Source organism: Saccharothrix sp. CB00851 (assembly GCF_001905065.1).
Lineage (GTDB): Bacteria > Actinomycetota > Actinomycetes > Mycobacteriales > Pseudonocardiaceae > Actinosynnema.
Map to the genome: position 1 here is coordinate 816,091 of NZ_LWLC01000001.1, position 23,676 is coordinate 839,766.

The following is a 23,676-nucleotide window of genomic DNA, read 5'->3' on the forward strand; positions in this document are numbered from 1 at the left end:
TCAGCCGAGGCGGAGCTTCAGCGCCTCCAGTTCGTCACGCAGCGAGGTCGGCACCTTCTCGCCGATCTTGGCGAACCACTCCTCGATCATCGGGATCTCGGCCCGCCACTCGTCGGCGTCGAACTCCAGCGCCGCCTCGACGTCCTCACGCGGGGCGTCCAGACCTTCCAGGTCCAGCTCGGCCGCGGTCGGCACGTGACCGATCGGCGTCTCCACCGCGGCGGCCTTGCCCTCGATGCGCTCGACGGCCCACTTCAGCACGCGCGAGTTCTCGCCGAACCCGGGCCACAGGAACCGCTTGTCCTCGCCGCGGCGGAACCAGTTCACGTAGAAGATCTTCGGCAGCTTGTCCGCGTCGGCCGACTTGCCGGTGTCGATCCAGTGCTGGAAGTAGTCACCGGCGTGGTAGCCGATGAACGGCAGCATCGCCATCGGGTCGCGCCGCACGACACCGGTCTTGCCGACGGCGGCGGCGGTCGTCTCGCTGGACAGGGTGGCGCCCATGAACACGCCGTGCTGCCAGTCGCGCGACTCGGTGATCAGCGGGATCGTGGTGGCGCGGCGACCGCCGAAGAAGATCGCCGAGATCGGCACGCCCTTCGGGTCCTCCCACTCCGGTGCCTTGATGTCGCACTGGGCGATCGGCGTGCAGTAGCGGGAGTTCGGGTGCGACGACAGCTCGTCGCCGCCGGGCGTCCAGTCCTGCTTCTTCCACGAGGTCAGGTGCGCGGGCGGCTCGCCCATGCCCTCCCACCACACGTCGCCGTCGTCGGTCAGCGCGACGTTGGTGAACAGCGAGTTCCCCTTCTCGATGGTGCGCATCGCGTTGGGGTTGGTGTGGTAGTCGGTGCCGGGCGCGACGCCGAAGAAACCGTTCTCCGGGTTGACCGCGTACAGCCGGCCGTCGTCGCCGAACCGCATCCACGCGATGTCGTCACCCAGGGTCTCGACCTTCCAGCCCGGGATGGTCGGCTCCAGCATGGCGAGGTTGGTCTTGCCGCAGGCGCTGGGGAAGGCCGCCGCGATGTAGTACGACTTCCGCTCCGGCGAGGTGAGCTTGAGGATCAGCATGTGCTCGGCCAGCCAGCCCTCGTCGCGCGCCATCACCGAGGCGATGCGCAGCGAGTAGCACTTCTTGCCCAGCAGCGCGTTGCCACCGTAGCCCGAGCCGAACGACCAGATCATCCGCTCTTCGGGGAACTGCGTGATGTACTTCGTCTCGTTGCACGGCCACGGGACGTCGTCCTGGCCGGGCTCCAGCGGGGCGCCGATCGAGTGCAGCGCCTGGACGAAGTCGGCGTCGTCGCCGAATCGCGCCAACGCCTTCGTGCCCATGCGGGTCATGATGTGCATCGAGACGACGACGTACTCGGAGTCCGTGATCTCCACGCCCAGCATCGGCTTCTCGGCGTCGAGCGGGCCCATGCAGAAGGGGATCACGTACATCGTCCGACCGCGCATGCACCCGCGGTACAGCTCGGTCATGATCGCCTTCATCTCGGCGGGGTCCATCCAGTTGTTCGTGGGGCCCGCGTCCTGCGGGTCCACCGAACAGATGAAGGTGCGCTCCTCGACCCGCGCCACGTCGGTGGGATCCGACGCCGCCCAGAACGAGTTGGGTTTCTTCTTCAGCGGAACGAAGGTGCCCGCGTCCACGAGTTTGGCGGTGAGCCGGTTCCACTCATCCTGGGAGCCGTCGGCCCACACCACTTCATCGGGGCAGGTCAGCTCGGCGACCTCACGCACCCAGGACAGCAGGCGCGCGTGGGTGGTCGGTGCGTGGTCGAGACCGGGAATGGTCACTGCCGTCATCTCGTCTCGTCTCCTAGCTGAGCGCCAGCCCACGGCGGACCCCGTTGTCCTGGTGGGACGTCCTCTCGGAATGGCTCCGCCCGCCCCGGTGGAGGGCGTGCCGTTTAAGGGATAGACGGAGGTTAGCCGGGTTAATCCCGGGTAACGCACATCTGGCCTGTCGGCTGGCTCACAAAACCGATTCTGGAATCGATTCAGCACCCGATCACCGCAAATGCGGCTGTGACCTGGGCTTTAGTCGCCTGAATGCAAGGGTCGCCGGTGCGGCGATCGCCACACGTTCAGGTGTATGAACGTTAACTGCGTGAGAGCGCTCTCATGGAGTGACGCAAAAATTGCTGCAGCGAAATGCCCGGATTACTCGACCGTTTCAGAAAGGGCGGCCAGCACACGTTCGGCGCTGATCCCGCTTGCGCCCCAACGGATTCACGAACCGGCCCCGTCGAGGCGCCGGTAGTACTGGACCTGGGTGAACGGGGTGAAGCCCGCGCGTTCGTAGGTGCGGCGGGCGGGGGCGTGGCCGGGGTCGCCGCCGGTGCCGACGACGGCCAGGGTGACGCCCGCTTCGCGCAGGCGGTCGACGGCGAAGTCGGTGAGCGCGGAGCCGACGCCCTGCCGCTGGTGGTCCGGGTCGACGGCCAGCATGTAGATCTCGCCGTCCGCCACTCGGACCGCGACGAAACCCACGGCGCGGTCGTGCCGGTCGGCCACCCACACGGCGGTCGCGTCGTCCCGGCAGACGTCCTCGACGGCTCGCGCCTGGGTCGACTCCCAGTCCGGGAACAGCGCCTCGTAGATCGGCCCGCCCAGGACGGCGCGGAACGAGTCGAACACCGGGGCCCACGCGCGCAGCGAGAACTCCACGACGGTGGCGATGTCGTCGGCGGTCAGCGGGCGGATGGCCATGCGGCCATCATCGCGACAGGAACACCGCTCCCGCACCCGGGTTTTCGGGGAGGTCGCCGTCCGCAGGGGTCAGTTCGGGCTGATCCACTGGCCGGTGACGGAGTCGATGCGGACCACGCCCGACACCGTGACCTTCTCCTCCGACCAGGCCTCGTCGCTGTCCGGCGTGTACTTGCCGTCCTCGCCGATGCGGCCGTGCTCGACCTCGGTCCACTCGTCGTCGCCGGTGTGCCGGGACACCGTGACCTCGCCGTCCTGGGTGATCTCGGTGGCCAGGTCCGCGCTGCCGTCACCGTCGGCGTCGGTGAACAGCCAGGTGTCGCCGTCCTCGTCCTTCACCACGGCGGTGTCGGCGCGGCCGTCGCCGTCGGTGTCCTCGGTGGCGGGGCCGACGTTCTGGTCGCTGCCGTCCTCGGTGTCGACCACGATGGCCTTGCCGGCGTTCGTGTTGGTCTGCTCACCGCGGTCGTCCGACGGCTCCACGGCGACCCACTCGCCGGAGTCCTCGTCGAACTCGGCCTGGCCGGTGAGCTCGCCGTCCGCGTCGAACGAGCTCATCAGGTCGGCCTCGCCGTCACCGTCGGTGTCGCTGAACGCGAGGTGCCCGCCGTCGTCGGTCTCCACGACCGCGCTCTCCTCGACCCCGTCCTGGTCGAGGTCGTAGGTCGCCTCGGCGGTGTACTCCTCGTCGCCGACCGTGACCTTCAGCTCGCCGTCGGCCGCGCCTGTCTCGTCGATGTACACCGTTCACACCCTCCCGCGTCCTGTGCCACTTGGACTCACGTTATGCCTGTTCGGTTCCGCGGGGGAAGTTCCGACACGCGAGCCCACCTGGGCAGGCGATCACGCCCGGTCGCGGACGGCGCGGATGCGGGACAGCAGTTCGTCCACCTTCGCCCGGCCCGAGGTCAGTTCGGTCAGGCGGCGGGTGACGGTCTGCAGTGCCTTGGTGCGCTCGCCGGCTTCCATGCGCAGCGCCTTGTCCACCTCGCGCAGCTCGGCCTCGATCGCGTCGACCCGCTTGCCCAGCGCGTCGTCCAGCGCCAGGGACAGCTGCTGCTCGGCCTCGATCAGCTGCTCGGCCACCAGCTGGTCCACCGTCGAACGGGCGTCCGCGATGGCGTCCGACAGCCACTGCTTGAGGTGCTGCTTGTCGGCCGAGTGCTTCCTGGTCCGGGCCATCCACCAGCCCGCGCCGAGCCCCAGGGCGATGGTCACCGGCAGCACGATCGGGTTCAGCGCCGCCACCCCGAGCCCGGCCAGCGGCAGCGCGGCCAGCCTGCCCGCGCCCAACCCGCCGGACACGCCCATGAACACCAGCAGCTTGTCCTCGGCGGTGGGTGCGCGCTTCTCCGGCGGCCGCAGCACGACCGGTGGCGTCACGCCGCGGGCGAACTGGCCGCGGATCACGGCCAGCTCCTCCGGCGAGAACAGGTCGGCCAGCGCCGCGTCGGCGACCCGGGACAGCCGCACCGCGAGCCCCGCGCTGATCCGGCCGGACACCACCTGCAACGCCGTGTCGACCTCCTGCGGCAACGCCGCCAGCCGCTCGCGGTCGGCCGAGTCGATGGCCGTGCGGAACCACGTCTGCACGTCCCGCATCTGGCGGCTGACCTCGTGCGCGCCCTCCACCCGGGCCCGCTGGACCTCGCCGCGCAGCCGCACCTGCCAGCTGCGCGTGGACGAACGGCGCTGTGAGTTCAGCTCGTCGCGCCGTTCCCGCAGCGTCTCGGCTTCCTCCTCGCCCGACGACAGCGCACGCTTGTCCGCCTCGTTGCGCGCGATCAGCTCGTCCAGCACGGTCGCCAGCGCGCGCAGCCCGTTGGCCTCGCCGAGCATCGCCGCCCGACCGACCACCAGCTCCTGCAACGCCTCCTGCAACGCGCCGATCCCCGACCGGTCGCGCAGCATGGCCGCCGCGTCCGGGTTCGGCGCCTTGGCCGCCAGCTCGAACATCCGCGACGACACCGGGTGGAACACCGCGCCGCGGAACCTCGGCGCGTGCTCGGCCAGCAACGCCTGGTCGGCCTCCATGACCTGCCGCCAACCCCGGTACTGGTCGACCTTGGTCAACGCGAACACCACGGTCTCGACGCGTTCGCCGACCGTGCGCAGGAAGTCCAGCTCACCGCGCGTGAACGGGGCCGAGGCGTCGACCACGAACAGCAGCGCGGTCGCCGTCGCGGCGGCTTCGGCGGCCAGCTCGCCGTGCGCGGAGTCCAGCCCGCCGACGCCCGGGGTGTCCACAACGGACAGTCGCTCCAGCAGCGGGATCGGTGCCTCGACCTCGACGTAACGTGGCGGCAGCATGCCCTCGGGCAGCTCGTGCGCGGCCGACACCCAGTTCACGATCTCGGACCGCTCGAACGGCACCGGCGACATCGACCCGGCGTAGCAGGCGCGGGCCGACCACTCCGCACCGTGCCGGAACACCAGGTAGGTCGCGGTGGCCACCTCGGCGTCGACCGGTGACAGGTTCGGCGTCGCCAACAGGGCGTTGACCAGCGAGCTCTTGCCCCGGTTCGTCTCGCCGACGACGACCACCGACGCGGGACCCGCCTTGCGGGTCTCCACGAACGACGCGGCCGACGGGTCGAGCGCCCGAACCAGGTTGGTCAGCTTCTCCCTGGTCTGCCGGACGAGCTGCGGCAGGCTGCTCATCGCGCGGTGTAGACGGTGACGATGGGTGCGCGCAGCGTCCGGCCGCGATCGGCGAAGCCGACCACCTCGGTCTCGGCCACCACGCCGTCCAGCGACGGGTCCTGCGTCGGCACGGTGCCGCCCGCCTCGTGCCGCGACGGGTCGAACCGCTCGCCGTCGGGCCGCAGCGCGGTCACGCCGATGGCCGCCAGGCCCTCTTCGAGCCGTTCCACCACCCCGGCGCTGCGGGCGCGGTCCAGCGCGTACAAGCACAGCTGCACCAACGCGCGCCGCTCGGCCAACGCCTGGTCCAGCAGCTCGTCGGCGATGGTCGTCTCCAGCGTCGTCTCCACAGCGTGGTCGGACGCCGTGCCGCCCTGTTCCGTTCCGCTCATCGCCGTCCCCGCAGTTGTTGCCAGATCAGGAAATACGCCCGGTGCACCACGTGCGCCACCCGGCTCTGCGCGGGCGTGGCGCCGAACGACGCGAAGGAACGCCACCAGCCCGCCCGTTCCAGCGCGTAGGCCATCAGCTCCTGCGGCGGTCTGCCGCGCAGGCCGAGCTGCTCGGACACGTCCGGCGAGCTGCCGAACCGCAGCACCTCTTCCACCAGGTCGTTCGGCATCGCCACGGCGCCGGACGCGACCAGCGTCAACGCCTCCAGCAGCCGCAACTGGTGCGCCTCGGGCTTGGCCAGCAGCACCTCGATCGCGTCGTGCACGCGCTGCCGCTCGTTCGGGTCGCCGGAGGCCGCGGCCAGCGACGTCACCGACGCCAGCGCGGCGGCGGCCTTGATGCCGTCCGCGCGCGACCGGAACACCGCGTTGAGCTTGGCCCGCACGCCGTCCAGCCCGGAGGCGTCGAGCAGCTTGCGGCGCAGTGCGCCCGCGGTGATGCCCGGCTCGGCGTCCACGGCTTCGAGCGCCTTGCGGACGCCGTAGAGGTCGAGCTTCTCCAGCAGCCGGGTGCGGGTGCCGACCGGCACCTCGCACTCCCAGCTCACGAACAGGTCGGCCGAGATCAGCATGGTCTCGCGGGTCGCGTCGTCCAGCTCGGCCAGCTTGCGCAGCGCGTCCGCGTCGGCCGAGGTGAAGCCGCCGGTCTCGGTCGACTCGGCGACCAGGCCGATCACCGGCAGCACGTCGGCGACCCGCGGCTTGAGGGTGAGCGCCTGCCGTTCGGCCAGCATCACGGCCGCCTGCCACGTGTCGCCGTTCGAGCCCTCGACGGTCTCGGCGGCGATCGTGTCGGCCTTGTTCAGCACCGCGATCGCGTTCACCGGGCCGGCCTCGCGGCTCGCCGTCGCGGCGGTGAACGCGGCCAGCGCCTGCTGGTCGTCCGCGCGCACGCCCTGCGTGACGACGTACAGCACGGCCTCCGCGCCCGCGACCGCGTTGCGCGAGACCGGGTCGAGCTCGCCGCCCAGCAACGCCTCGGTGCGCGCCACCGACGCCGCGTCGAGCGACCCGAGGCCGGGGGTGTCGATCACCGTCAGGTCCCGCAGCACCGCGTTGGTCAGGTACGCCTCGATGTGCGACACCCGGTCGACGTCCACGCCGAGGTCGGGCGGGATCGAGCCGTTCGCCTCGAACGGCAGCACCTGCTTGCGGCCGTCGGTGAACACCACCTCGATCCGGTCCACCGTGCCGTACTGGAAGCGGGTCACCAGCCGGGTGCACTCGCCCACGTCCGTCGGCGCGACGCGACGCCCGATCAACGCGTTGACCAGGGTCGACTTGCCGGACTTGATCCGACCGGCGACGGCGACCTGCAACGGCGCGGACAACCGCCGCAGCACCTCGCGGAACCCCGCCGCGGTCGCCGGCGACACCTGCGGCTGCAGGCCAACGCAGAGGTTCGCGACCGCCGCCGAGAGCGGACCGGCGAGCTGCTTGGCCTGCGTCGTCACGCCGGAGATCGTGCCACGTGTGGGTGGCGTCCGGTTTGCGAACGCGGCGACGGGGGTATTTCCGCGACCGACGAGGGAGGTCACCCATGGAACAGGGTTACGCGGTGTTCCTGCTGCTGGGCGTGGTGCTGGTGCTGATCGACGGCCAGCTGATCTACCGCAGCGGCAAGGGGTACATGAGTCGCGCGTACGGCGACCCGGAGGCGGCCAGGTCGATGACCCGCCTGGCGACCGTGCTGTTCCACCTCGTGGTCCTCGGGATGCTCGCCATCGTGTCGATCATCTCGGTCGACACCGGCGACCCGGTCAAGGACGTCGTGGTGAAGCTCGGCGTGATGCTCCTGGTCCTGGCACTGGTGCACGCGGTGACCATGATGGTCCTGGGCCGCATCCGCGACCGGCAGCTCCAGCAGCAGCTGGCCGACGAGATGGCCGAGGAGCACCGCCAGTACGAGCAGCAGCGGTCCGTGCCGCCGCAGACCCGGGTCGAACCCGTGCACGGCGCCCCCGCGCCGAGGGTGGAGCGGGCCGAGGACAAGATCGACCCGACGCAGGTCAAGACCACGAGGTAGGACGAGCCGTTCATCCGCCTGCAGGACTAGGCGAGGGTCAACCCGTGGCGCGACGCGCGTCCCCGCGACCCCTATCTAACCTGGTCACGTGCGGCGGCTGAGCCTGTGGATGCGAGCGCACCCGGTCTTCGGGGATTCCCTGATGGCCGGGTTGCTGCTGCTGTCCGACGTGGTCTCGCTGGCGTCCGGCTGGTCGGAGATCGGCGGTTCCACGCTCCTGTTCGTCGGCGTCCTGCTGATCGTCCCGGTCGCGTTCCGCCGCAAGTACCCGCTCGGCTCGTCCTACGTGATCCTGTTCGGCGGGATCGTGCAGCTGCTCACCCACGGCGGCCTCGACACCGGGCTGCCGATCCGGATGGGCGACTTCGCGCTGGCCATCGCGCTGTACACGATGGTCGCGTACGTCGGCAGGCGGCAAGGCCTGCTGTACGCGATCTGGCTGGCCATCGGCACCCTGGTGTGGGCCATCGTGCCCATGGGCGGCACGACCGACGCCGCGTTCGCGGTGTTCGTGATCGCCGTCATCTTCGCGTTCAGCTGGGCGATGGGCGAGTTCGTCGGCGCCCGCCGCGCCTACAACCGGGAGCTGGAGCAGCGGCTCAAGCTGCTGGAGACCGAACGCGACCAGCAGGCGCGGATCGCGGTGGGTGAGGAGCGGTCCCGGATCGCCCGCGAGCTGCACGACGTGGTCGCGCACGCGGTGAGCGTGATGGTGGTGCAGGCCGACGGCGCGAGCTACGCGATCAAGACCAACCCCGACCTGGCCGAGGCCGCGGTGCGGACCATCGCCGACACCGGGCGGCAGGCGTTGACCGAGCTGCGGCGGCTGCTGGGCGTGCTGCGCTCCGAGGACCGGTCGGGCACCCAGTGGGTGCCCCAGCCCGATGCCGGTGACCTGCACGAACTGGCCGACAACTGCCGTGCCGCCGGGCTGCCGGTCCGGCTGGAGACGTTCGGCGACCTGTCCGCGCTGCCCGCGGGCCTGGGCCTGGGCATCTACCGGATCGTCCAGGAGGCGTTGACCAACACGCTGAAGCACGCGGGCTCCGGCGCCACGGCGACCGTCCGGGTCACGCAGGCGGGTGACCAGGTCGAGGTCGAGGTGGCCGACGACGGTTTCGGCACGCCGCACGACCTGGTCGCGGTGTCCGGCGGCAACGGCCTGATCGGCATGCGCGAACGCGCCGGCGTGCTCGGCGGCACGCTGGAGGCGGGGCCCAACCCGGGTGGCGGTTGGCGGGTCCGTGCCGTGCTGCCGCTGGTCCCGTCGTAGGGTGCCGGTCGGCGGGGAAAGGTGACTTCGTGATCCGGGTTCTGCTGGTGGACGACCAGGAGCTCATGCGCATGGGCTTCCGGATGGTGCTCGGCGCGCAAGAGGACGTCGACGTGGTCGGCGAGGCGGCCAACGGGCTCGACGCCGTGCAGCTGGCCGACCGGCTGCGGCCGGACGTCGTGCTGATGGACGTGCGCATGCCCGTGCTCGACGGGGTCGAGGCGACCAAGCGGATCGCCGAGGCGGGCACCGCGAAGGTGCTCGTGATGACCACGTTCGACCTGGACGAGTACGCGTTGTCGGCGCTGCGCAACGGCGCGTCCGGCTTCCTGCTCAAGGACACGCCGCCCGGTGACCTGGTGTCGGCGTTGCGCGCGGTGGCCAGCGGCGACGCGGTGGTGTCACCTTCGGTGACCAAGCGGCTGCTGAGCCGGTTCCTCGGCGAGAGCGGCGGCGAGCTGCGTGACGCGGCGGTGTTGGAGGCGCTGACCGAGCGGGAGCGCGAGGTGCTCGTGCTGATCGCCAAGGGGCTGTCGAACACCGAGATCGCGCGCAAGCTGTTCCTGTCCGAGGCCACGGTGAAGACGCACGTCGGCCGCATCCTGGCCAAGCTCGAACTGCGCGACCGGGTGCAGGCCGTGGTGCTGGCCTACGAGACGGGGCTGGTCCGACCCGGCGACGTCTGACCCGGCGTCGGCTCAGGGCACGATCGGCTCCGTGTGGTGCGCGGGGTCCTGAGGGCAGGTCCACGACGCGACCCCGTCCAGCGGACGCGCCGCCAGCGGGTGCCGGTGGCCCGGGCACGGCGGCAGGGCCGCACCTGCGGTGTGCTCGATGGCGTGGTCCTGGATCTGGCCGGCCGTGGTCGCCGTCGCCAGGTCCGCGGGCACGTCCAGCGAGTAGTAGACCTGCACGGTCGTACCGCCGTCGCCGATGGTCACCAGCACGCTGTTCGGCGCGGCGAGACCCGCCGGCGTGACGTGGAGTTCGTGGTGCGGCGTCACGGACAGCACTTCCCAGCGCGGGGCGGGGTCGCCCAAGCGGTGCAGCACCGCTCGGGCGACCTCGCGCACGTATTCGATCGTGTTCGTCATTTGTGGGCTACGGTAGCGTCTCGACCGAACCCGCGAAGGTGACGCTGCCGGTGCCGCCGGGGCCGACGTTGTGCCGGAACGTCATGTAGTCCTGGTAGGAAACCGTGTTGTAGTGGTACACCGGGTTCATCGTGCCGTGGAAGTGGTAATCCGCGGGCACCACGTGGCCGGCGTTCTTGGGCTGGGAAGCACCGTTGCGCCACCAGCGCAGGCCGTCCTCGGTGACCAGTCCGACGACGATGTTGCGCACCGCCTGGGAAAGCCGGAAACCCCACGGGATCGTGCCGTAACCGCTGAAGCACACGTACTGCACGGTCCACGTGCCGTTCGCGTCCGACCTGGTCAGATCCCCTTCACAGGAGATGTAGTCGACGTCCTCGGTCTGCACGACCGACTGCGCCGCAAGTTCCTGCCGGTAGCGCTCGGCCTCGGCCTTGGCGACCGGCTTGTCGAAGGTGAGGGTGAGCACCGAGTTGGCGTTCACCCCCGCCGACGACTCGACCGAGATCTCCCGGACCGTTTCCGCGACGGGCACCGCGGTGGCACCCGCGAAGGCGGGCGCCACCAGCAGCGAACCGATACCGAGAACGACGACGCCCAATTTCGCGCGCATGCCGATGAGAGCCTTGCTGGACATTCTTCTTGACCCCCTGTACAGAGCCACACCGCATTGGAGTGGTCATGTTCGAAACTAGAGGGGGCACTTCAACCGGTCAGCACCCTATCGAGTGAATAAGCGACCGATCGACCGGAGGCACGCAATGTTGACCACTACGCGGAAATGGGGCGAATTCCCGGTGAACAGGTTCCGCCTGAGAGGTTTCCCTCACCGGTACTTCGACGCGTCCGCCGTCGTCGGGTCGACGCCCGGCTTGAAGACCTCCTCGTACCAGCGGCCCCAGTCCGGCCGCGAGCCGTCCAGGTCGGTGAAGCCGTACTCGCGCATGAGGGTCCACGACGCGAGCGCCTTGCCGGTGAACCGGTGGCGGTCCGGGTCGGCGGCCAGCGCCGCCACGCCGCGGCCCAGGTAGCGCGGCGTCTCGGACATCGCGTAGTGCGGTTCCTTGTCGATCGCGTCGCGCCAGTTCTCCTCGGTGACGCCGAAGTGCTCCAGCATCTGCTCCGACCGCAGGAACCCGGGCGTGACGGCGACCGACGTGCCGCCGTACGGCTCCAGCTCCTTCGCCATCACCGTGCCGATGCGCCGGATCGCGACCTTCACCGAGTCGTAGGCCAGCGACTCGCTGTAGAAGTCGTCGCTGTCGCCGTCGGTCACCTCGACCAGCAGCCCGCCGGGCTTGCGGACCAGCAGCGGCAGCAGGCGGTGCAGCGCGACGAAGTGAGCCTCCATGCTGTTGCGCCACATCCGCAGCTGGCGGTCGAGGTCCTGCTCCCAGAACACCTTGAACTCGGTGTCCGCCTCGCCGCCCCACACGTCGTCCACCAGGACGTCCAGCCGCCCGTCGGCTTCGGACTCGACGCGGGCGCGGAGGGCGTCCACGTCCGCGGGCACGGTGAAGTCGCACCGCACCGGGATGCCCCGGCCGCCCGCCGCCGTGACCAGCTCCGCCGTCTCCTCGATCGTCTCGTCCCGGCCGATCGGCGACTTGCGCTCCCGCGTCGACCGACCGCCCACGAACACCGTCGCGCCCGCCGCGCCCAACTCGACCGCGATGGCACGTCCCGCGCCCCGCGTCGCCCCCGTGACCACCGCGACCTTGCCGTCCAACGCCTTCATCGTCTCCCCTTCCACGCGTCCAGCACCGCGTCCACGTCCTGCGCCAGCCGGTCGGCCAGCTCGCCGCGCGGCCGGACCGACCAGTCCATCGACACGCCGTAGAGCAACCCGGTGAGCACCCGCCCCGCGCGTTCCGGTGGCGGACCGTGCGGCAGGTCCACCGGTCGGGTGATTTCCACCACGGTCCGCTCGGTCGCCGCGTACAGCTCGGCGAGCAGCGCGCGCAGCTGCGGGTCGATCAGGTCGACCCCGAGCTGGGCCAGGTGGTTCTGCGCCTCGACCGGGTCCGTCATGCCCTCGAACCAGGTCAGCAGCGCCGCCCGCAACCCGTCCTCCGGGTTCGCCGCGGCGGCTGCCGCCTCGTGCATCCGCCGCACGTTCCCGTCCATGGTCTGCCTGGTCAGCGCCTGGAGCAGGCCGCTCTTCGAGCCGAACCGCCCGGCCACCGTGCCCACCGAGACGCCCGCCCGCTCGGCCACGTCGGCGACGGTGAAGCCCGGCCCCTTGCGGCCGATCACCTCCGCCGCCGCGGCCAGCAGCCGTTCATCCGTGATCGTCTTCGGTCGTGCCACGCGCATTATTGAACCACGGTTCAGTAATGGTCGCCCAGTAGGGTGACACCAGTGACCTGGAGACCACGCCTCATCGCCCTGGACATCGACGGCACGATCACGCCAGTGGGCCGCGAGGAGGTCGCACCCGCCGTGCGCGCGGCCATCGGCCGCGCCGTCGCCGACGGCGCCCACGTCGTCCTCTCCACCGGCCGCAGCCTCGTCGGCACCCTGCCGATCCTGGACGACCTCGGCCTGCGCGGCACCACCGCGATCTGCTCCAACGGCGCGGTCTGGTGGGACACGACCACCCGCGAGGTGATCCGGAAGGTCGAGTTCGACCCCGGCCCCTCGGTCGAACGGCTGCGCGCCCTGCTGCCCGACTCGGTGTTCGCGGTCGAGCTGACCGGGGTGGGCAACCTCGCGTTCGGCCGGTTCCCGGACGGCGACCTGTGGGGCGAGGTGCGCGAGGTGCCGTACGCCGAGCTGGTGGCCACGCCCACGTCACGCCTGGTCATGCGGTGGGTCGGCCGCACGCCGGAGGAGCTGGCGCTGCGGATGCTGGACGTGGAGCTGCCCGGCGTGACGGCGTCGTGCGACCACAACGAGCCGTGGCTGACGCTGTCGCCTCCCGGCGTGACCAAGGGCGCGGCGCTGGAGGACCTGCGGTCCAAGCTCGGTGTGGCGGAAGAGGACACCTTGGCCATCGGCGACGGCTCCAACGACGTGGCCATGCTGCGGTGGGCCGCGCACGGCGTCGCCATGGGTCAGGCGCCGGTCGTCGTCCAGGAGGCCGCCGACGAGGTCACCGGCACGATCGTGGAGGACGGCGCGGCGGCCGTGCTGGACCGGTACTTCGGCGCTTAGTGAGGGTGGCCCGCGGACGCGAGCGTGCGCGGGGTCTGGTCCTCGGTGCCCGGCGCGACGATCACGAACTGGCCCATCATGCCCTTGTCCTCGTGCTTGAGGATGTGGCAGTGGTACATGTACGGCGTCTTCGGGTCGGCGTGCGTGCCGAACTCCACCGCCAGCCGCACCTTCGTCTTCCCCTCCACGAACACGGTGTCCTTCGGGCCGCGCAGGTGCTCGGGCGGCGCCTCGCCGTCCACGTCCAGCACCGTGAACGCCACCTCGTGGATGTGGAAGTTGTGCGAGAAGGTGATGTTGTCGACCTCCCACACCTCGCGGGCACCGGCGGGCACGACCTCGTCGATGCGGGTCATGTCCATGTCCTTGCCGTTGATGTTGGTACCGCCGAGGGTGAACCTGCGTACCTTGGCGCCGGGCACGATCCTGACCACGTTCGACCAGGACGACTACGTGGTCGAGGGCCTGGCCGCGGGCGCGAGCGGGTTCCTGCTCAAGAACACGGACCCGGCGCAGCTGCTGCACGGCATCCGGGTCGTGGCGGGCGGCGAGGAGCTGCTGTCGCCGGGGCTGACCCGGCGGCTGATCGCCCGGATGACCAAGCCGTCGGCCGTGGACCACGGGGTGTTCGACCAGCTCACCACGCGGGAACGGGAAGTCGTCGCGCTCGCCGCGCAGGGGTTGAGCAACGAGGAGATCACCCGTGAGCTGGTGATCAGCCCGGCCACGACCAAGACGCACATCAGCCGTGCGCTGGCGAAGCTGGGTGCGCGCGATCGGGCGCAGCTGGTCGCGCTGGCGTACCGGCACGGGCTGGTCCGGCCGTCCTGAGCGTTGAACTCAGGGGTCCTGAACGTAGGACACACGCGTTCTGAACGTAGGACACACGCGGCCGGCAACTCAGGGTGAACACGGATTACTACAACCGAGGTAGTGACAACGATAAGACTGAAGTCGCACGCACGAGTCAACTACAGACCGATGTGCGGGACCCCGTGGACACGGCAAGGTTCAGCCCAGTTGCGGGGGATGTGTCGTCCAGGGGAGAAACCATGATCGAGGCTGTCGGCCTCACCAAGCGCTACGGGAAGACGGTGGCGGTGGACAACCTGTCCTTCACCGTCGAACCGGGTCGGGTCACCGGCTTCCTCGGCCCGAACGGCGCGGGCAAGTCCACCACCATGCGCATGATCCTCGGCCTCGACCGGCCGAGCGCGGGCAAGGTGCTGATCGGCGGCAAGCCGTACGCGCAGCTCGACCGACCGCTGCGCACCGTCGGCGCGCTGCTCGACGCCAAGTGGGTGCACCCCAACCGCTCTGCGCGGGCGCACCTGCAGTGGCTGGCCAAGTCCAACGGCCTGCCGGGCCGCCGGGTGGACGAGGTGCTCGACATGGTGGGCCTGACCAAGGTCGCCAAGCGCCGCGCGGGTGGCTTCTCGCTGGGCATGTCCCAGCGGCTCGGCATCGCGGGCGCCCTGCTGGGCGACCCGAAGGTGCTGCTGTTCGACGAGCCGGTCAACGGCCTGGACCCGGAGGGCATCCTCTGGATCCGCCAGTTCATGCAGGGCCTGGCCGCCGAGGGCCGCACCGTGCTGGTGTCGAGCCACCTGCTGTCGGAGATGGCGCTGACCGCGCAGGACCTCGTGGTCATCGGGCGCGGCAAGCTCATCTCGCAGTCCAGCACCACCGAGTTCGTGGAGCGGTCGACCGAGAACACCGTCCGGGTGCGCAGCCCGCACGCGGACAAGCTGGGCGCCATGCTCGTCGACAAGGGATTCACCGTGCGTGAGGACACCGACGGGTCGCTCACCGTGTCGGGTGCGCAGAGCGACGAGATCGGGGACATCGCGGCGGCGAGCGGTGTGGTGCTGCACGAGCTGAGCCCGCAGCGCGGTTCGCTCGAACAGGCATTCATGCAGCTCACCGGCGATTCTGTCGAGTACCACGCCGAACTCGCCGAGACGGGGAAGTGACCACCGATGACTCTGCTCGCCGTTGAACGGATCAAGCTCTTCTCCACCCGCTCGCCTTGGTGGTGCATGCTGCTCGCGGTCGGCCTGACCGTCGGCCTCGCCGCGGTCTTCGCGCTGAACTGGGGCGGCCCGATGCCCGTGATGGGCACGGTGTTCGTCTACGAATTCGGGCTGTACGTGGTCATGGTGATGGCCGCGCTGGCGGTCACCACCGAGTACCGCTTCGGCACCATCAAGGCGACGTTCCAGGCGGTGCCCGACCGCGTCTCGCCGATGATCGCGAAGGCGGTCGTCGTGATGCTGCTCTCGGGTGTGGTGGGCCTGGTCGCCGCGTTCGCCTCGTGGGGGCTGAGCCGGGTGCTCGCCGACGACGGCTCCCCCCTGGCGCTGGACTCGGCCAACGACTGGCGGCACCTCGTGGGCGTCGGCCTGGTGTTCGCGGCGGGCGCGCTGCTCGCCCTGGGCGTCGGCGCGCTGGTGCGGCAGACCGCGGGCGCGGTGTCGATCATCCTGGTGTACGCGCTGGTCGTGGAGAACCTGGTCGGGCTCATCCCGAACATCGGTGACGACATCCAGAAGTGGCTGCCGTTCCGGGTGGCCCAGAAGTTCGTCCTCGGTGACCCGGACGAGAGCGGCATCCCGACCGGGGAGGGACCGCCCGTGGCCGGCGAGCTGAGCCCGTGGGGTTCGTTCGGCTACTTCGCCGCCATCGCGCTGGCGATCTTCATCATCTCGCTGGTGGTCGTGAAGCGGCGGGACGCGTAAGGGGAGCACCGCGTGACCGGCGCCGGGGGCCGGTGGGCGTGGACGGGGGAAAGGGGGAGCCCGGGTCACCTTCGGGGGGTGGCCCGGGCTCTTCTGCCATAGGTTCGGCACAGCGGTTGGATCGGACGGGAGATGTCATGATCGAAGCGACCGGCCTCACCAAGCACTACGGCAAGACCGTGGCCGTGGACGACCTGTCGTTCAGCGTCCAGCCGGGTCGGGTCACCGGTTTCCTGGGACCCAACGGCGCGGGCAAGTCCACCACCATGCGGATGGTCCTCGGCCTGGACAACCCCACCCGCGGCAAGGTCACCGTGAAGGGTCAGGACTACCGGTCGCTCAAGCAGCCGCTGCGCGTGGTGGGCGCGCTGCTGGACGCGAAGTGGGTGCACCCGAACCGGTCCGCGCGGGCGCACCTGCAGTGGCTGGCCAGGTCGAACCGGATCCCGGACCGGCGCGTCGACGAGGTGCTGGACCTGGTCGGCCTGACCCAGGTCGCCAAGCGCCGCGCGGGAGGGTTCTCCCTGGGCATGTCCCAGCGCCTGGGCATCGCGGGCACGCTGCTCGGCGACCCCGAGGTGCTGCTGTTCGACGAGCCGGTCAACGGCCTGGACCCGGAGGGCATCCTCTGGATCCGCCAGTTCATGCACCGGCTCGCCGATGAGGGACGCACCGTGTTCGTGTCCAGCCACCTGCTGTCGGAGATGGCCCAGACCGCGCAGGACCTGATCGTCATCGGGCGCGGCAAGCTCATCGCGCAGACCAGCACCGAGCAGTTCATCTCCGACGCCACCGAGGACACCGTCCGGGTCCGCTCCCCGCAGCTCGACCGGCTGCGCGAGCTGCTGGACGGACGCGCCCGCATCGCCGACGCCGCGGGGTCCGACGGCGCGCTCGTCGTGCACGGGGTGGAGGCGTCGTTCATCGGCGAGCTGGCCGCCTCGAACGGCATCACGTTGCACGAGCTGAGCCCGCAACTCGGTTCGCTGGAGGAGGCCTTCATGCAACTCACGAAGGAATCCGTGGAATACCACGCGGCCGAGTGACGACCGGTTCCCGTCGCAGTGGGCGGGAAACGGATTCGCCGACCGCGCGCACACGTCAGAAGCGGTCGTTGCGCCAGAAGTCGTCGGACGGCGGCGGGATTTCGGTCACGACCGGAACCGGCGCGCGCCGGATTCGAGTGCGCCTGGCCAGCAGCAGGCTCACCACCGCCACCACGGCACCCACCGCGGTCAAACCGCCGAACGCGACCAGCAGCCGGGTGCCACTGTCCACGTCGGAAGGCGGCACGGCGAGCCCCTGGTCCGACGTCGGCGGCACGGCCGTAGACGTGCGCGGCGGCGGCGCGAGGGGGTTGCGCTCCACCGGCGGCACCTCGGCGGTCAGCGCGGCGACCGGGTCGACCTGGCCGAACCCGGTCGCGTGGTCCCGGCCGGGTGCCAGCAGGTCGGTCGCGGTCGCGATGAGCCGGTTCACCACGTTGCCCGCGTCCATCTCCGGGTAGCGGGCGCGCACCAGCGCCGCCGCGCCCGAGACCAGCGCCGTCGCCGCGCTCGTGCCGTCCACCTCGGCGTAGCCGGTGTCCACGACCTTCAGCGGCACGGCCGTCACGATCCGCTGCGCGGGCGCCGCCAGCACGGTCTCCGGGCCGGTGTTGGACTCCGGCCAGACCCCGTTGCCCTTGACCGTGCCGGAGACCGCGATGACGCCCTTGATGTTCGCGGGCGCGCCCACGTGCTCGTCACCGTCGTTGCCGGTGCCCGCGACCACCACGATGTCGTGGTCGAACGCGTAGTTGACCGCCCGCAGCAGGTCCGGGGTGAGCGTGGCCAGCGAGGTCAGCGACAGGTTGATCACGTCGGCGCCCTGGTCGACGGCCCAGGTCACGCCCTCGGCGACGGACGCGGTGGTGAACTTGTCGCCGTCCGCGCCGACCGAGACGGGCAGGATCATCGCGCCGGGCGCCACGCCGAGCGCGCCGCCGTCCACCGCCCGGCCGGCGATCAGCGTCGCCATCGCGGTGCCGTGGCCGTCGTTGTCCTCGGTGCCGTCGGTGCCCGCCGCCGAGCCGAACCCGGTGCCCGGCAGCAACGCGCCGGCGAGGTCGGGTCGGGTGTCGTCCACGCCCGAGTCGACCACCGCGACCACCACGCCGTCACCGCGCGTGGTGGCGTGCGCGGCCTGGACGCCCAACGCGTCCAGGTGCCACTGCTGCTCCTCGATCGTCTGCGCCCGGGCCACGCCCGGGACCACCATCGCGATCAAGATCGCGGCGGCCACCGCTCTCCCCGTCACCCAATTCCCCCTGTGCTCGGGATCACAGATATTCCATCTCAATCATGTTTCACAGATCTGGATTCGGGCAAGCGGAGTAAGCCGTTCGTTAAGACGTCGTGAACTCCGGCACAGCCCCATGACAAGCGCTTCTGAACCGGGTCAGATGGAAAGCGCGAATCGTGAGGTGGGCGCCTGCCCGCACGCGAATTCGGATACCCCCCGTCAAGGAACCCACCGGAGGTGAACCCGTGACGGTGCTTGATCCGGACCTGAACGCCGACCAGTCGGCCACCGGGTCGAAGGAGCCGCCCAGGAAGGTGCTGCCCCGTCAACGCGACCACGCCCTTCGCGTCGAACCGATGTTGGCGTTGGAATGGTCGCACGCGATCGAAGCGGCGGGAGGGGTCGGTGTCGCCGACTCACCCGCACAGACGCGTCGGGCTTGGATCCACAAGGCCGACGAACAGCAAGTCCTCGCCATGTTCCGCGCGGTAGGCCCCGACGCACCCGCACCGTGGTGGCTCAGGGCCCTGGACCGGGGCAGGATCGCCTCGCGCGCGGCGGCGTTCGCCCTGGAGGACGAGGTGACCCGGTTGCTGGGCAGCCGACCGGGTTGGGTGTTCGTCCCCTGGGCGACCGAGGGCGAGGTCGGCTACTGGGAGTTCGTGCCGTCCGAGAGCGGCGTCTACGGCCCCGCCGAGCCGACCACCGTGCAGTTCACCGACCGGCACCCCGGTTTCGTGGACCTGCTCCCCGCGCACCGGGGCCCCGGTCAGCGCCAACCCATCGAGTTCACCCCCGCCGAGCTGCGCGAGCAGATCGAGGACCTGGAGAACATCGCTTAGCGCACCACCTAGGCTGTACGCCCGTGACGTCCAGCCACCAGCGACCGCCGCACCACCGATCCGTCGTCAGCTACGTCCAACGCGGCGAACGGATGACCGTGGGGCAGCAGCGCGCATGGGACCGCCACTGGGAGCGCTTGGGCCAGGAGGTCAAGGCGCTCCCGGCCGGTCCCGTGCACTTCGACGAGTGGTTCGGGCGCGAGGCGCCGGTGGTCCTCGAGATCGGTTCCGGGATGGGCGAGACCACCTCCCAGCTCGTCGCCGCCGCGCCCGACGTCAACTACGTGGCCGTCGAGGTCTACAAGCCCGGCCTGGCGCAGCTGCTGCTGCGCGCCGAGGCGCTCGACGCGACCAACCTGCGGGTCCTGCGCGGTGACGCGGTCGACCTGCTCACCGAGCACGTTGAGCCCGGCGCGCTCGCCGAGGTGCGGATCTACTTCCCCGACCCGTGGCCGAAGAAGAAGCACCACAAGCGCCGGCTCGTGCAGCCGGAGTTCGTGCACCTGGTGGCGACGCGGCTCAGGCCCGGTGGCGTGCTGCACCTGGCCACGGACTGGGAGGAGTACGCCGAGCAGATGCTCCACGTGTGCTCGGCCGAGCCCCTGCTGCGCAACCGGTACGACGGGTGGGCGCCGCGGCCGCAGTGGCGGCCGGTGACCAAGTTCGAGCAGCGGGCGGTCGAGGAAGAGCGGATCAGCCACGACCTGATGTTCGAGCGGGGATAACTCACCTGACCGTGGCATAAAGTCACGGCTCCGAATGGACGATGCGGCGACTGCGCGTGGATTCGTCACCGGATCGGTGGGGTTTGTCGATCACCCGATGTGCCCCGTCTGGCAGTGACGTGTGACGCCGATCCGCAACTACGGTTGCCGCCCGTGACCGTAGTAGACAACGAACCGATAACGTTCGACGTGGATGCGGCGGAGGGCTTCCTCCGCATGTTCCACATCGCCCACCCCGAAGCCGGCCCCGTCGGACCCCGCCTGAGCGAGGTCCGCGACGAGATCGCCGAGACCGGCACCTACCGCCACACCACCCACGAACTCGCCTACGGCGCGCGGATCGCGCTGCGCGACTCCGGCTGGTGCACGAGCGGCGTGCCGTGGCGCCGGCTCAAGGTCCGCGACCTGCGCGGTTTCCGCAACGCGGGCGCCGTGGCCGCCGAATGCGTCGAGCACCTGCGCCTGGCCACCAACGGCGGCGAGATCCGCCCCCTGGTCACGGTGTTCGCGCCGGACACCCCGACCGCGCCGGGGCCGTGCATCTGGAACGAGCAGCTGGTCCGGTACGCGGGCTACGGCGACGGCACCGGTGACCGCCGCTACCGCGAGTTCACCGACGCCGTGCAGGGCATGGGGTGGCGGGCGCCGACGCCGACCGGCCGCTTCGACCTGCTGCCGCTCGTGGTGGAGACCGCGCACGAGGGCGTGCGGCTGTTCGACGTGCCGCCCGACGTGGTGCACGAGGTGATGCTCGAACACCCCGAGCTGCCCTGGTTCGGCCGGCTCGGCCTGCGCTGGCACGCGGTGCCCGTGATCACGAACATGCGGCTGACCATCGGCGGCGTCACCTACCCCGCCGCGCCGTTCAACTCGTGGTTCGTCGGCTCCGAGATCGGCGCCAGGAGCCTCGCCGACGACCACGCCTACGGTGCGGCCCGGCCCGTTGCCGAGGCGTTGGGCCTGGACACGTCCACCGAGCGCTCGCTGTGGCGCGACCGCGCCGTGGTGGAGCTGAACCGGGCCGTGCTGCACTCGTTCGACCTCGCGTCGGTGACCATCACCGACCACCACGCCGAATCGCGGCACCGGCTGTCGTGGCTGCGCTCGCGGCAACGCCACTCCGGCAACCGGCCCGCCTTCCGCCTCGACCCCTCTGTGGCCCGCCGTGCCCGCGCCGGCGGTCCCGCCCGCTTCGCCCCCGCCCTCGCGGAAACGACCCGCCCCCAGTCACCCGGACGCCTCGCCGAACTGCTCCGGCGGCGCGTCGAAGGTGCCGGCGGCTGAGCCTGTCCCGACACGCCCGGTAGCCGTCCGGGTCAGCGCTCGGAATCGACCAGCACGCCCGACAACGCCATCAGGACCAGCACCAGCAGGCCCAGCACGGCGCCCGCCCAAGTAGCGACCACTCCGAACATGGTGTTCCTCCCGTTCCCCGACTCACCACTCAAGAGTCACCCCGGGATTCGTCATCCGACATCGGCCACTGGTGTGTTTCCGCAGGCGTTCGGGTCAGCCTCGCGGCTGACGGTCCACCCGACCGGGGTCGGACGCGCCCCGCGGCGCGACCACCTACGGTGAGGTCCCGTGGAGAGCACTCACCTCGGGTGGCGGCCCCTGCTCCGCCGCCAGTGGCCGCTGGCCTGCGCCCTGCTCTTCTTCGTCGGCGGCGAGTTCCTCGGTGAGGTCGGCTGGTGGCACGTACCCGGCGAGGTGGTCGTGTGCGTGCTGGCGGTGCTCGCGCCCCGGCGGCCGTTCGACGCCGCGCTGACCGCCGCGACGGCGGTGCTGGCGAGTTCGGTCCTGCTGCGCGTGGCCGGTGTCGCGCCCGTGACGCCGATGCTCGGCGGCCTGGTGGTGGCCGAGGTGGCGGCGCTGATGGCGATCATCGCGGTGGTGGTGCGGCAGGCACCGCCGGTGCGCGCGGTGACCGGGTCGGTGCTGCTCGTCGCCGTGTCGGCGGTAGCCGCGCTCGTGCGGCCGGAGTACCGGTCGCCGTACTGGCCGGACGACTACGACGGTCCCGGATTCTGGGCGCAGGCGGTGTTCGGCGGCGTGCTGCTGGCGCTGTCGGTCGGCACCGGGCTGTACTTCCGCGCCCGCGACCGGGAACGCGCGACCGCCGTGCGGGCCGAGGTCGCGGCCGCGCAGCACGCCGAGCGCATGGCGCTGGCCCGCGAGCTGCACGACGTGATCGCGCACTACGTGACCGGGATGGTGGTGCACGCGCAGGCGGCGCAGGCCGTGCCGGCGGCGGCCCAGGACGCGTTGCCGATCATCGTGCGCAGCGGCAACGAGGCGTTGACCGAGATGCGCCGCCTGGTGGGCACGCTGCGCGGCACCGACGCCGACGCGCCCACCGCGTCCAGCGACCTGGCCGACGACGTGCGCGGGGTGGTGGAGCGGTCCGGGCAGCCCGTGCGGCTGCGCGTCGACCTGCCGGAGCCGGTGCCGCCGTCGCTGGGCCGCTCGGTGCTGCGGTTGGTGCAGGAATCGTTGACCAACGCGCGCAAGCACGCCGAGGACATGTCCACCGTGGACGTCTCGGTGTCCGTTTCGGACGGTGTGGTGCACGTGGTGGTGGCCGACGACGGGCGGGCGCAGAGGACGGCGCCCGTCGGCGGCTCCGGTGGCTACGGGTTGGTGGGCATGCGCGAGCGGGTCGAGCTGCTGGGCGGGCGGTTCAGCGCGGGCGCGCGTGCCGGTGGTGGCTGGGAGGTGCGCGCCGCGCTGCCCGTGACGCGGTGACCGGTGGGTCACCGCACCACCGGTCAACCCGCGGTGGGGTGTGAGGCGGGTAGTTCGGCGGGCAGCGGGTAGGTGAAGGCCTGCGCCGGGTCCTGCGCGCCGAGGTGCCGATCGGCGACTGGGCGGCGGGTGCGGTGACCGCCCCGGTCCTGGTCGGGGATCGTCGGCCGGTAGTCGCCGAGCCAGGTGGTGACGTCGCCGGAGAGCCGGGCGTTCTCCTCGTGCAGCCGGCGCACCTGGTGCTCCAGCTCGGCGATCCGCGCCTCCGCGTCGCGGTGCACCCGGACCACCGTCCACAGCATCTCGTACGCGCTCGACTCCCGGTCCGGCGCCTGCTCGTCCTCGGCCGGGGTTTCGGGTTCGGGGCCCTCGGGGACCGGCAGGCCGTACTTCCGGGCCCACTCCGGGCCGCCGATCATCGCGGTGGTGATGTTCTCGACCGACGGGTCCAGCCAGCGCGGGCGTGGTCCGTCGGTCTCCTCGCCGGTGACGAGCCGGTGCAGGTGGCGGGCGGTCGCCAGGACGTCCTGCACGTGTTCGGGGTGGACGGCGGCGTTGACCAGGTCGGCGAGCCGACCCCACGGCGGCACGGTGTCCGGCCGCGCCTGGACGCCGATCCAGCGCGTCACCTCGGCCCGCACCGACCCGAGCGACCGGCCCTGCGCCCAGTGCCCGGGTGTTCGCGCGGCACGCCGGAGCACCCGCCGGTACGCGGTGCTCATCCGGCCCTGGTCGTCCACCAGGTGCACCAGCAGGAACAACGCGAGCCACCGACGTTCCCGGGACAGGTCCGGCTCGGAGAAGTCAGCCTCCGATCGCAGGACCGCCGCCGCGGGCTCCCCCCTGCCGCGCCGCTCGCCGGGTTGACCACTTGCACCGTTACGAGCCACTGTCACTCCTTCGCCGGATCAGCGGGACCACCACCTCTCCCAACGTTTCGGAGATTACGTCCATCCGGCGGGTGAACACCGCCCGAGAAGG

At 71.0% G+C, this 23,676-nt stretch carries 25 protein-coding genes; 12 read left to right on the forward strand and 13 right to left on the reverse strand.

The annotated features are described in order from the left end of the window. The 6 genes from A6A25_RS04085 to A6A25_RS04110 form a co-directional block, all read right to left on the reverse strand. Positions 1 to 1,812 (reverse strand): phosphoenolpyruvate carboxykinase (GTP), encoded by a 1,812-nt coding sequence (locus tag A6A25_RS04085; RefSeq protein WP_073886287.1) that lies wholly within the window; start codon positions 1,810 to 1,812, stop codon positions 1 to 3. Positions 1,813 to 2,238: 426 nt separating this feature from the next. Continuing rightward, positions 2,239 to 2,718, reverse strand: coding sequence for a GNAT family N-acetyltransferase (locus A6A25_RS04090; RefSeq protein WP_073886288.1), 480 nt, complete (start codon positions 2,716 to 2,718; stop codon positions 2,239 to 2,241). A 69-nt stretch (positions 2,719 to 2,787) separates the two neighbouring features. Next, complete coding sequence (locus A6A25_RS04095) at positions 2,788 to 3,462, reverse strand: hypothetical protein (RefSeq protein ID WP_073886289.1); 675 nt, start codon at positions 3,460 to 3,462, stop codon at positions 2,788 to 2,790. Between the two features lie 99 nt (positions 3,463 to 3,561). Continuing rightward, positions 3,562 to 5,379: a dynamin family protein gene (locus A6A25_RS04100; protein ID WP_073886290.1), complete on the reverse strand. Its 1,818-nt coding sequence runs from the start codon at positions 5,377 to 5,379 to the stop codon at positions 3,562 to 3,564. Next, positions 5,376 to 5,753, reverse strand: a complete 378-nt coding sequence (grpE, locus tag A6A25_RS04105; protein ID WP_073886291.1) for a nucleotide exchange factor GrpE — start codon at positions 5,751 to 5,753, stop codon at positions 5,376 to 5,378. Before grpE ends, A6A25_RS04100 begins: the two co-directional genes overlap by 4 nt. Beyond that, positions 5,750 to 7,267 carry a dynamin family protein gene (locus A6A25_RS04110; RefSeq protein ID WP_073886292.1) on the reverse strand — a complete coding sequence of 506 codons (1,518 nt, stop codon included), beginning with the start codon at positions 7,265 to 7,267 and terminating at the stop codon, positions 5,750 to 5,752. Before A6A25_RS04110 ends, grpE begins: the two co-directional genes overlap by 4 nt. Positions 7,268 to 7,353: 86 nt before the next feature. Here A6A25_RS04110 and A6A25_RS04115 point away from each other — a divergent pair, with 86 nt between their 5' ends. From A6A25_RS04115 to A6A25_RS04125, 3 genes are all read left to right on the forward strand, one after another. Further along, entirely contained in the window at positions 7,354 to 7,839 is a 486-nt protein-coding gene (locus tag A6A25_RS04115; protein WP_073886293.1) for a hypothetical protein, read from the forward strand. 88 nt (positions 7,840 to 7,927) lie between these two features. Further along, a complete protein-coding gene (locus A6A25_RS04120) occupies positions 7,928 to 9,112 on the forward strand; it encodes a sensor histidine kinase (RefSeq protein WP_443217041.1) in 1,185 nt (394 codons plus the stop codon). Between the two features lie 29 nt (positions 9,113 to 9,141). Beyond that, the gene (locus A6A25_RS04125) at positions 9,142 to 9,798 is read left to right on the forward strand and encodes a response regulator (protein ID WP_073886294.1); all 657 of its coding nucleotides are present in this window, start codon (positions 9,142 to 9,144) and stop codon (positions 9,796 to 9,798) included. Between the two features lie 12 nt (positions 9,799 to 9,810). Here A6A25_RS04125 and A6A25_RS04130 read toward each other — a convergent pair whose 3' ends face one another. From A6A25_RS04130 to A6A25_RS04145, 4 genes are all read right to left on the reverse strand, one after another. Then, positions 9,811 to 10,206 (reverse strand): hypothetical protein, encoded by a 396-nt coding sequence (locus tag A6A25_RS04130; RefSeq protein ID WP_073886295.1) that lies wholly within the window; start codon positions 10,204 to 10,206, stop codon positions 9,811 to 9,813. Between the two features lie 7 nt (positions 10,207 to 10,213). Next, the gene (locus A6A25_RS04135; RefSeq protein WP_073886296.1) at positions 10,214 to 10,843 is read right to left on the reverse strand and encodes a hypothetical protein; all 630 of its coding nucleotides are present in this window, start codon (positions 10,841 to 10,843) and stop codon (positions 10,214 to 10,216) included. Positions 10,844 to 11,032: 189 nt separating this feature from the next. Further along, positions 11,033 to 11,944, reverse strand: a complete 912-nt coding sequence (locus tag A6A25_RS04140) for an SDR family oxidoreductase (protein ID WP_073886297.1) — start codon at positions 11,942 to 11,944, stop codon at positions 11,033 to 11,035. Then, the gene (locus A6A25_RS04145) at positions 11,941 to 12,516 is read right to left on the reverse strand and encodes a TetR/AcrR family transcriptional regulator (RefSeq protein WP_073886430.1); all 576 of its coding nucleotides are present in this window, start codon (positions 12,514 to 12,516) and stop codon (positions 11,941 to 11,943) included. The genes A6A25_RS04140 and A6A25_RS04145 overlap by 4 nt, the downstream gene beginning before the upstream one ends. Positions 12,517 to 12,567: 51 nt before the next feature. Between A6A25_RS04145 and A6A25_RS04150 the strand changes: the two genes are divergently transcribed. Beyond that, on the forward strand, positions 12,568 to 13,362 hold the full coding sequence (locus A6A25_RS04150) for an HAD family hydrolase (RefSeq protein ID WP_073886298.1): 795 nt from the start codon (positions 12,568 to 12,570) through the stop codon (positions 13,360 to 13,362). Here the strand turns inward: A6A25_RS04150 and A6A25_RS04155 are convergent. Further along, a complete protein-coding gene (locus A6A25_RS04155) occupies positions 13,359 to 13,718 on the reverse strand; it encodes a multicopper oxidase domain-containing protein (protein ID WP_241828485.1) in 360 nt (119 codons plus the stop codon). The two genes, A6A25_RS04150 and A6A25_RS04155, sit on opposite strands and share 4 nt — an antisense overlap. Between A6A25_RS04155 and A6A25_RS04160 the strand changes: the two genes are divergently transcribed. The 4 genes from A6A25_RS04160 to A6A25_RS04175 all read left to right on the forward strand — a co-directional run bounded on the left by A6A25_RS04160 (position 13,717) and on the right by A6A25_RS04175 (position 17,146). Further along, positions 13,717 to 14,193, forward strand: a complete 477-nt coding sequence (locus A6A25_RS04160; protein ID WP_380733766.1) for a LuxR C-terminal-related transcriptional regulator — start codon at positions 13,717 to 13,719, stop codon at positions 14,191 to 14,193. The genes A6A25_RS04155 and A6A25_RS04160 overlap by 2 nt on opposite strands. 221 nt (positions 14,194 to 14,414) lie before the next feature. Then, complete coding sequence (locus tag A6A25_RS04165) at positions 14,415 to 15,335, forward strand: ABC transporter ATP-binding protein (RefSeq protein ID WP_073886299.1); 921 nt, start codon at positions 14,415 to 14,417, stop codon at positions 15,333 to 15,335. Positions 15,336 to 15,341: 6 nt separating this feature from the next. Further along, positions 15,342 to 16,100: a hypothetical protein gene (locus A6A25_RS04170; RefSeq protein WP_073886300.1), complete on the forward strand. Its 759-nt coding sequence runs from the start codon at positions 15,342 to 15,344 to the stop codon at positions 16,098 to 16,100. A 137-nt stretch (positions 16,101 to 16,237) separates the two neighbouring features. Continuing rightward, on the forward strand, positions 16,238 to 17,146 hold the full coding sequence (locus tag A6A25_RS04175) for an ABC transporter ATP-binding protein (protein ID WP_073886301.1): 909 nt from the start codon (positions 16,238 to 16,240) through the stop codon (positions 17,144 to 17,146). Positions 17,147 to 17,201: 55 nt separating this feature from the next. Here A6A25_RS04175 and A6A25_RS04180 read toward each other — a convergent pair whose 3' ends face one another. Beyond that, positions 17,202 to 18,398, reverse strand: coding sequence for a S8 family serine peptidase (locus A6A25_RS04180; protein ID WP_073886302.1), 1,197 nt, complete (start codon positions 18,396 to 18,398; stop codon positions 17,202 to 17,204). Between the two features lie 230 nt (positions 18,399 to 18,628). On the opposite strand from A6A25_RS04180, the gene A6A25_RS04185 reads away from it, so the two are divergent. The 4 genes from A6A25_RS04185 (at position 18,629) to A6A25_RS04200 (ending at position 22,695) form a co-directional block, all read left to right on the forward strand. Continuing rightward, positions 18,629 to 19,225 (forward strand): hypothetical protein, encoded by a 597-nt coding sequence (locus A6A25_RS04185; protein WP_073886303.1) that lies wholly within the window; start codon positions 18,629 to 18,631, stop codon positions 19,223 to 19,225. A gap of 92 nt (positions 19,226 to 19,317) precedes the next feature. Next, complete coding sequence (gene trmB / locus A6A25_RS04190; protein WP_241828494.1) at positions 19,318 to 19,950, forward strand: tRNA (guanosine(46)-N7)-methyltransferase TrmB; 633 nt, start codon at positions 19,318 to 19,320, stop codon at positions 19,948 to 19,950. A 153-nt stretch (positions 19,951 to 20,103) separates the two neighbouring features. Further along, on the forward strand, positions 20,104 to 21,234 hold the full coding sequence (locus A6A25_RS04195) for a nitric oxide synthase oxygenase (RefSeq protein WP_241828486.1): 1,131 nt from the start codon (positions 20,104 to 20,106) through the stop codon (positions 21,232 to 21,234). A 300-nt stretch (positions 21,235 to 21,534) separates the two neighbouring features. Further along, positions 21,535 to 22,695: a sensor histidine kinase gene (locus A6A25_RS04200; RefSeq protein ID WP_073886306.1), complete on the forward strand. Its 1,161-nt coding sequence runs from the start codon at positions 21,535 to 21,537 to the stop codon at positions 22,693 to 22,695. A 23-nt stretch (positions 22,696 to 22,718) separates the two neighbouring features. Here A6A25_RS04200 and A6A25_RS04205 read toward each other — a convergent pair whose 3' ends face one another. Beyond that, positions 22,719 to 23,585: a hypothetical protein gene (locus A6A25_RS04205; RefSeq protein WP_143192940.1), complete on the reverse strand. Its 867-nt coding sequence runs from the start codon at positions 23,583 to 23,585 to the stop codon at positions 22,719 to 22,721. Positions 23,586 to 23,676: the final 91 nt, after the last annotated feature.

Bases quoted from the DNA above. Each gene is read 5' to 3' on its own strand.
- A6A25_RS04085 (WP_073886287.1), bottom strand. From the start codon at position 1,812: ATGACGGCAGTGACCATTCCCGGTCTCGACCACGCACCGACCACCCAC.
- A6A25_RS04090 (WP_073886288.1), bottom strand. From the start codon at position 2,718: ATGGCCATCCGCCCGCTGACCGCCGACGACATCGCCACCGTCGTGGAG.
- A6A25_RS04100 (WP_073886290.1), bottom strand. From the start codon at position 5,379: ATGAGCAGCCTGCCGCAGCTCGTCCGGCAGACCAGGGAGAAGCTGACC.
- grpE (WP_073886291.1), bottom strand. From the start codon at position 5,753: ATGAGCGGAACGGAACAGGGCGGCACGGCGTCCGACCACGCTGTGGAG.
- A6A25_RS04115 (WP_073886293.1), top strand. From the start codon at position 7,354: ATGGAACAGGGTTACGCGGTGTTCCTGCTGCTGGGCGTGGTGCTGGTG.
- A6A25_RS04130 (WP_073886295.1), bottom strand. From the start codon at position 10,206: ATGACGAACACGATCGAATACGTGCGCGAGGTCGCCCGAGCGGTGCTG.
- A6A25_RS04135 (WP_073886296.1), bottom strand. From the start codon at position 10,843: ATGTCCAGCAAGGCTCTCATCGGCATGCGCGCGAAATTGGGCGTCGTC.
- A6A25_RS04140 (WP_073886297.1), bottom strand. From the start codon at position 11,944: ATGAAGGCGTTGGACGGCAAGGTCGCGGTGGTCACGGGGGCGACGCGG.
- A6A25_RS04160 (WP_380733766.1), top strand. From the start codon at position 13,717: ATGTCCATGTCCTTGCCGTTGATGTTGGTACCGCCGAGGGTGAACCTG.
- A6A25_RS04155 (WP_241828485.1), bottom strand. From the start codon at position 13,718: ATGACCCGCATCGACGAGGTCGTGCCCGCCGGTGCCCGCGAGGTGTGG.
- A6A25_RS04165 (WP_073886299.1), top strand. From the start codon at position 14,415: ATGATCGAGGCTGTCGGCCTCACCAAGCGCTACGGGAAGACGGTGGCG.
- A6A25_RS04170 (WP_073886300.1), top strand. From the start codon at position 15,342: ATGACTCTGCTCGCCGTTGAACGGATCAAGCTCTTCTCCACCCGCTCG.
- A6A25_RS04175 (WP_073886301.1), top strand. From the start codon at position 16,238: ATGATCGAAGCGACCGGCCTCACCAAGCACTACGGCAAGACCGTGGCC.
- trmB (WP_241828494.1), top strand. From the start codon at position 19,318: ATGACCGTGGGGCAGCAGCGCGCATGGGACCGCCACTGGGAGCGCTTG.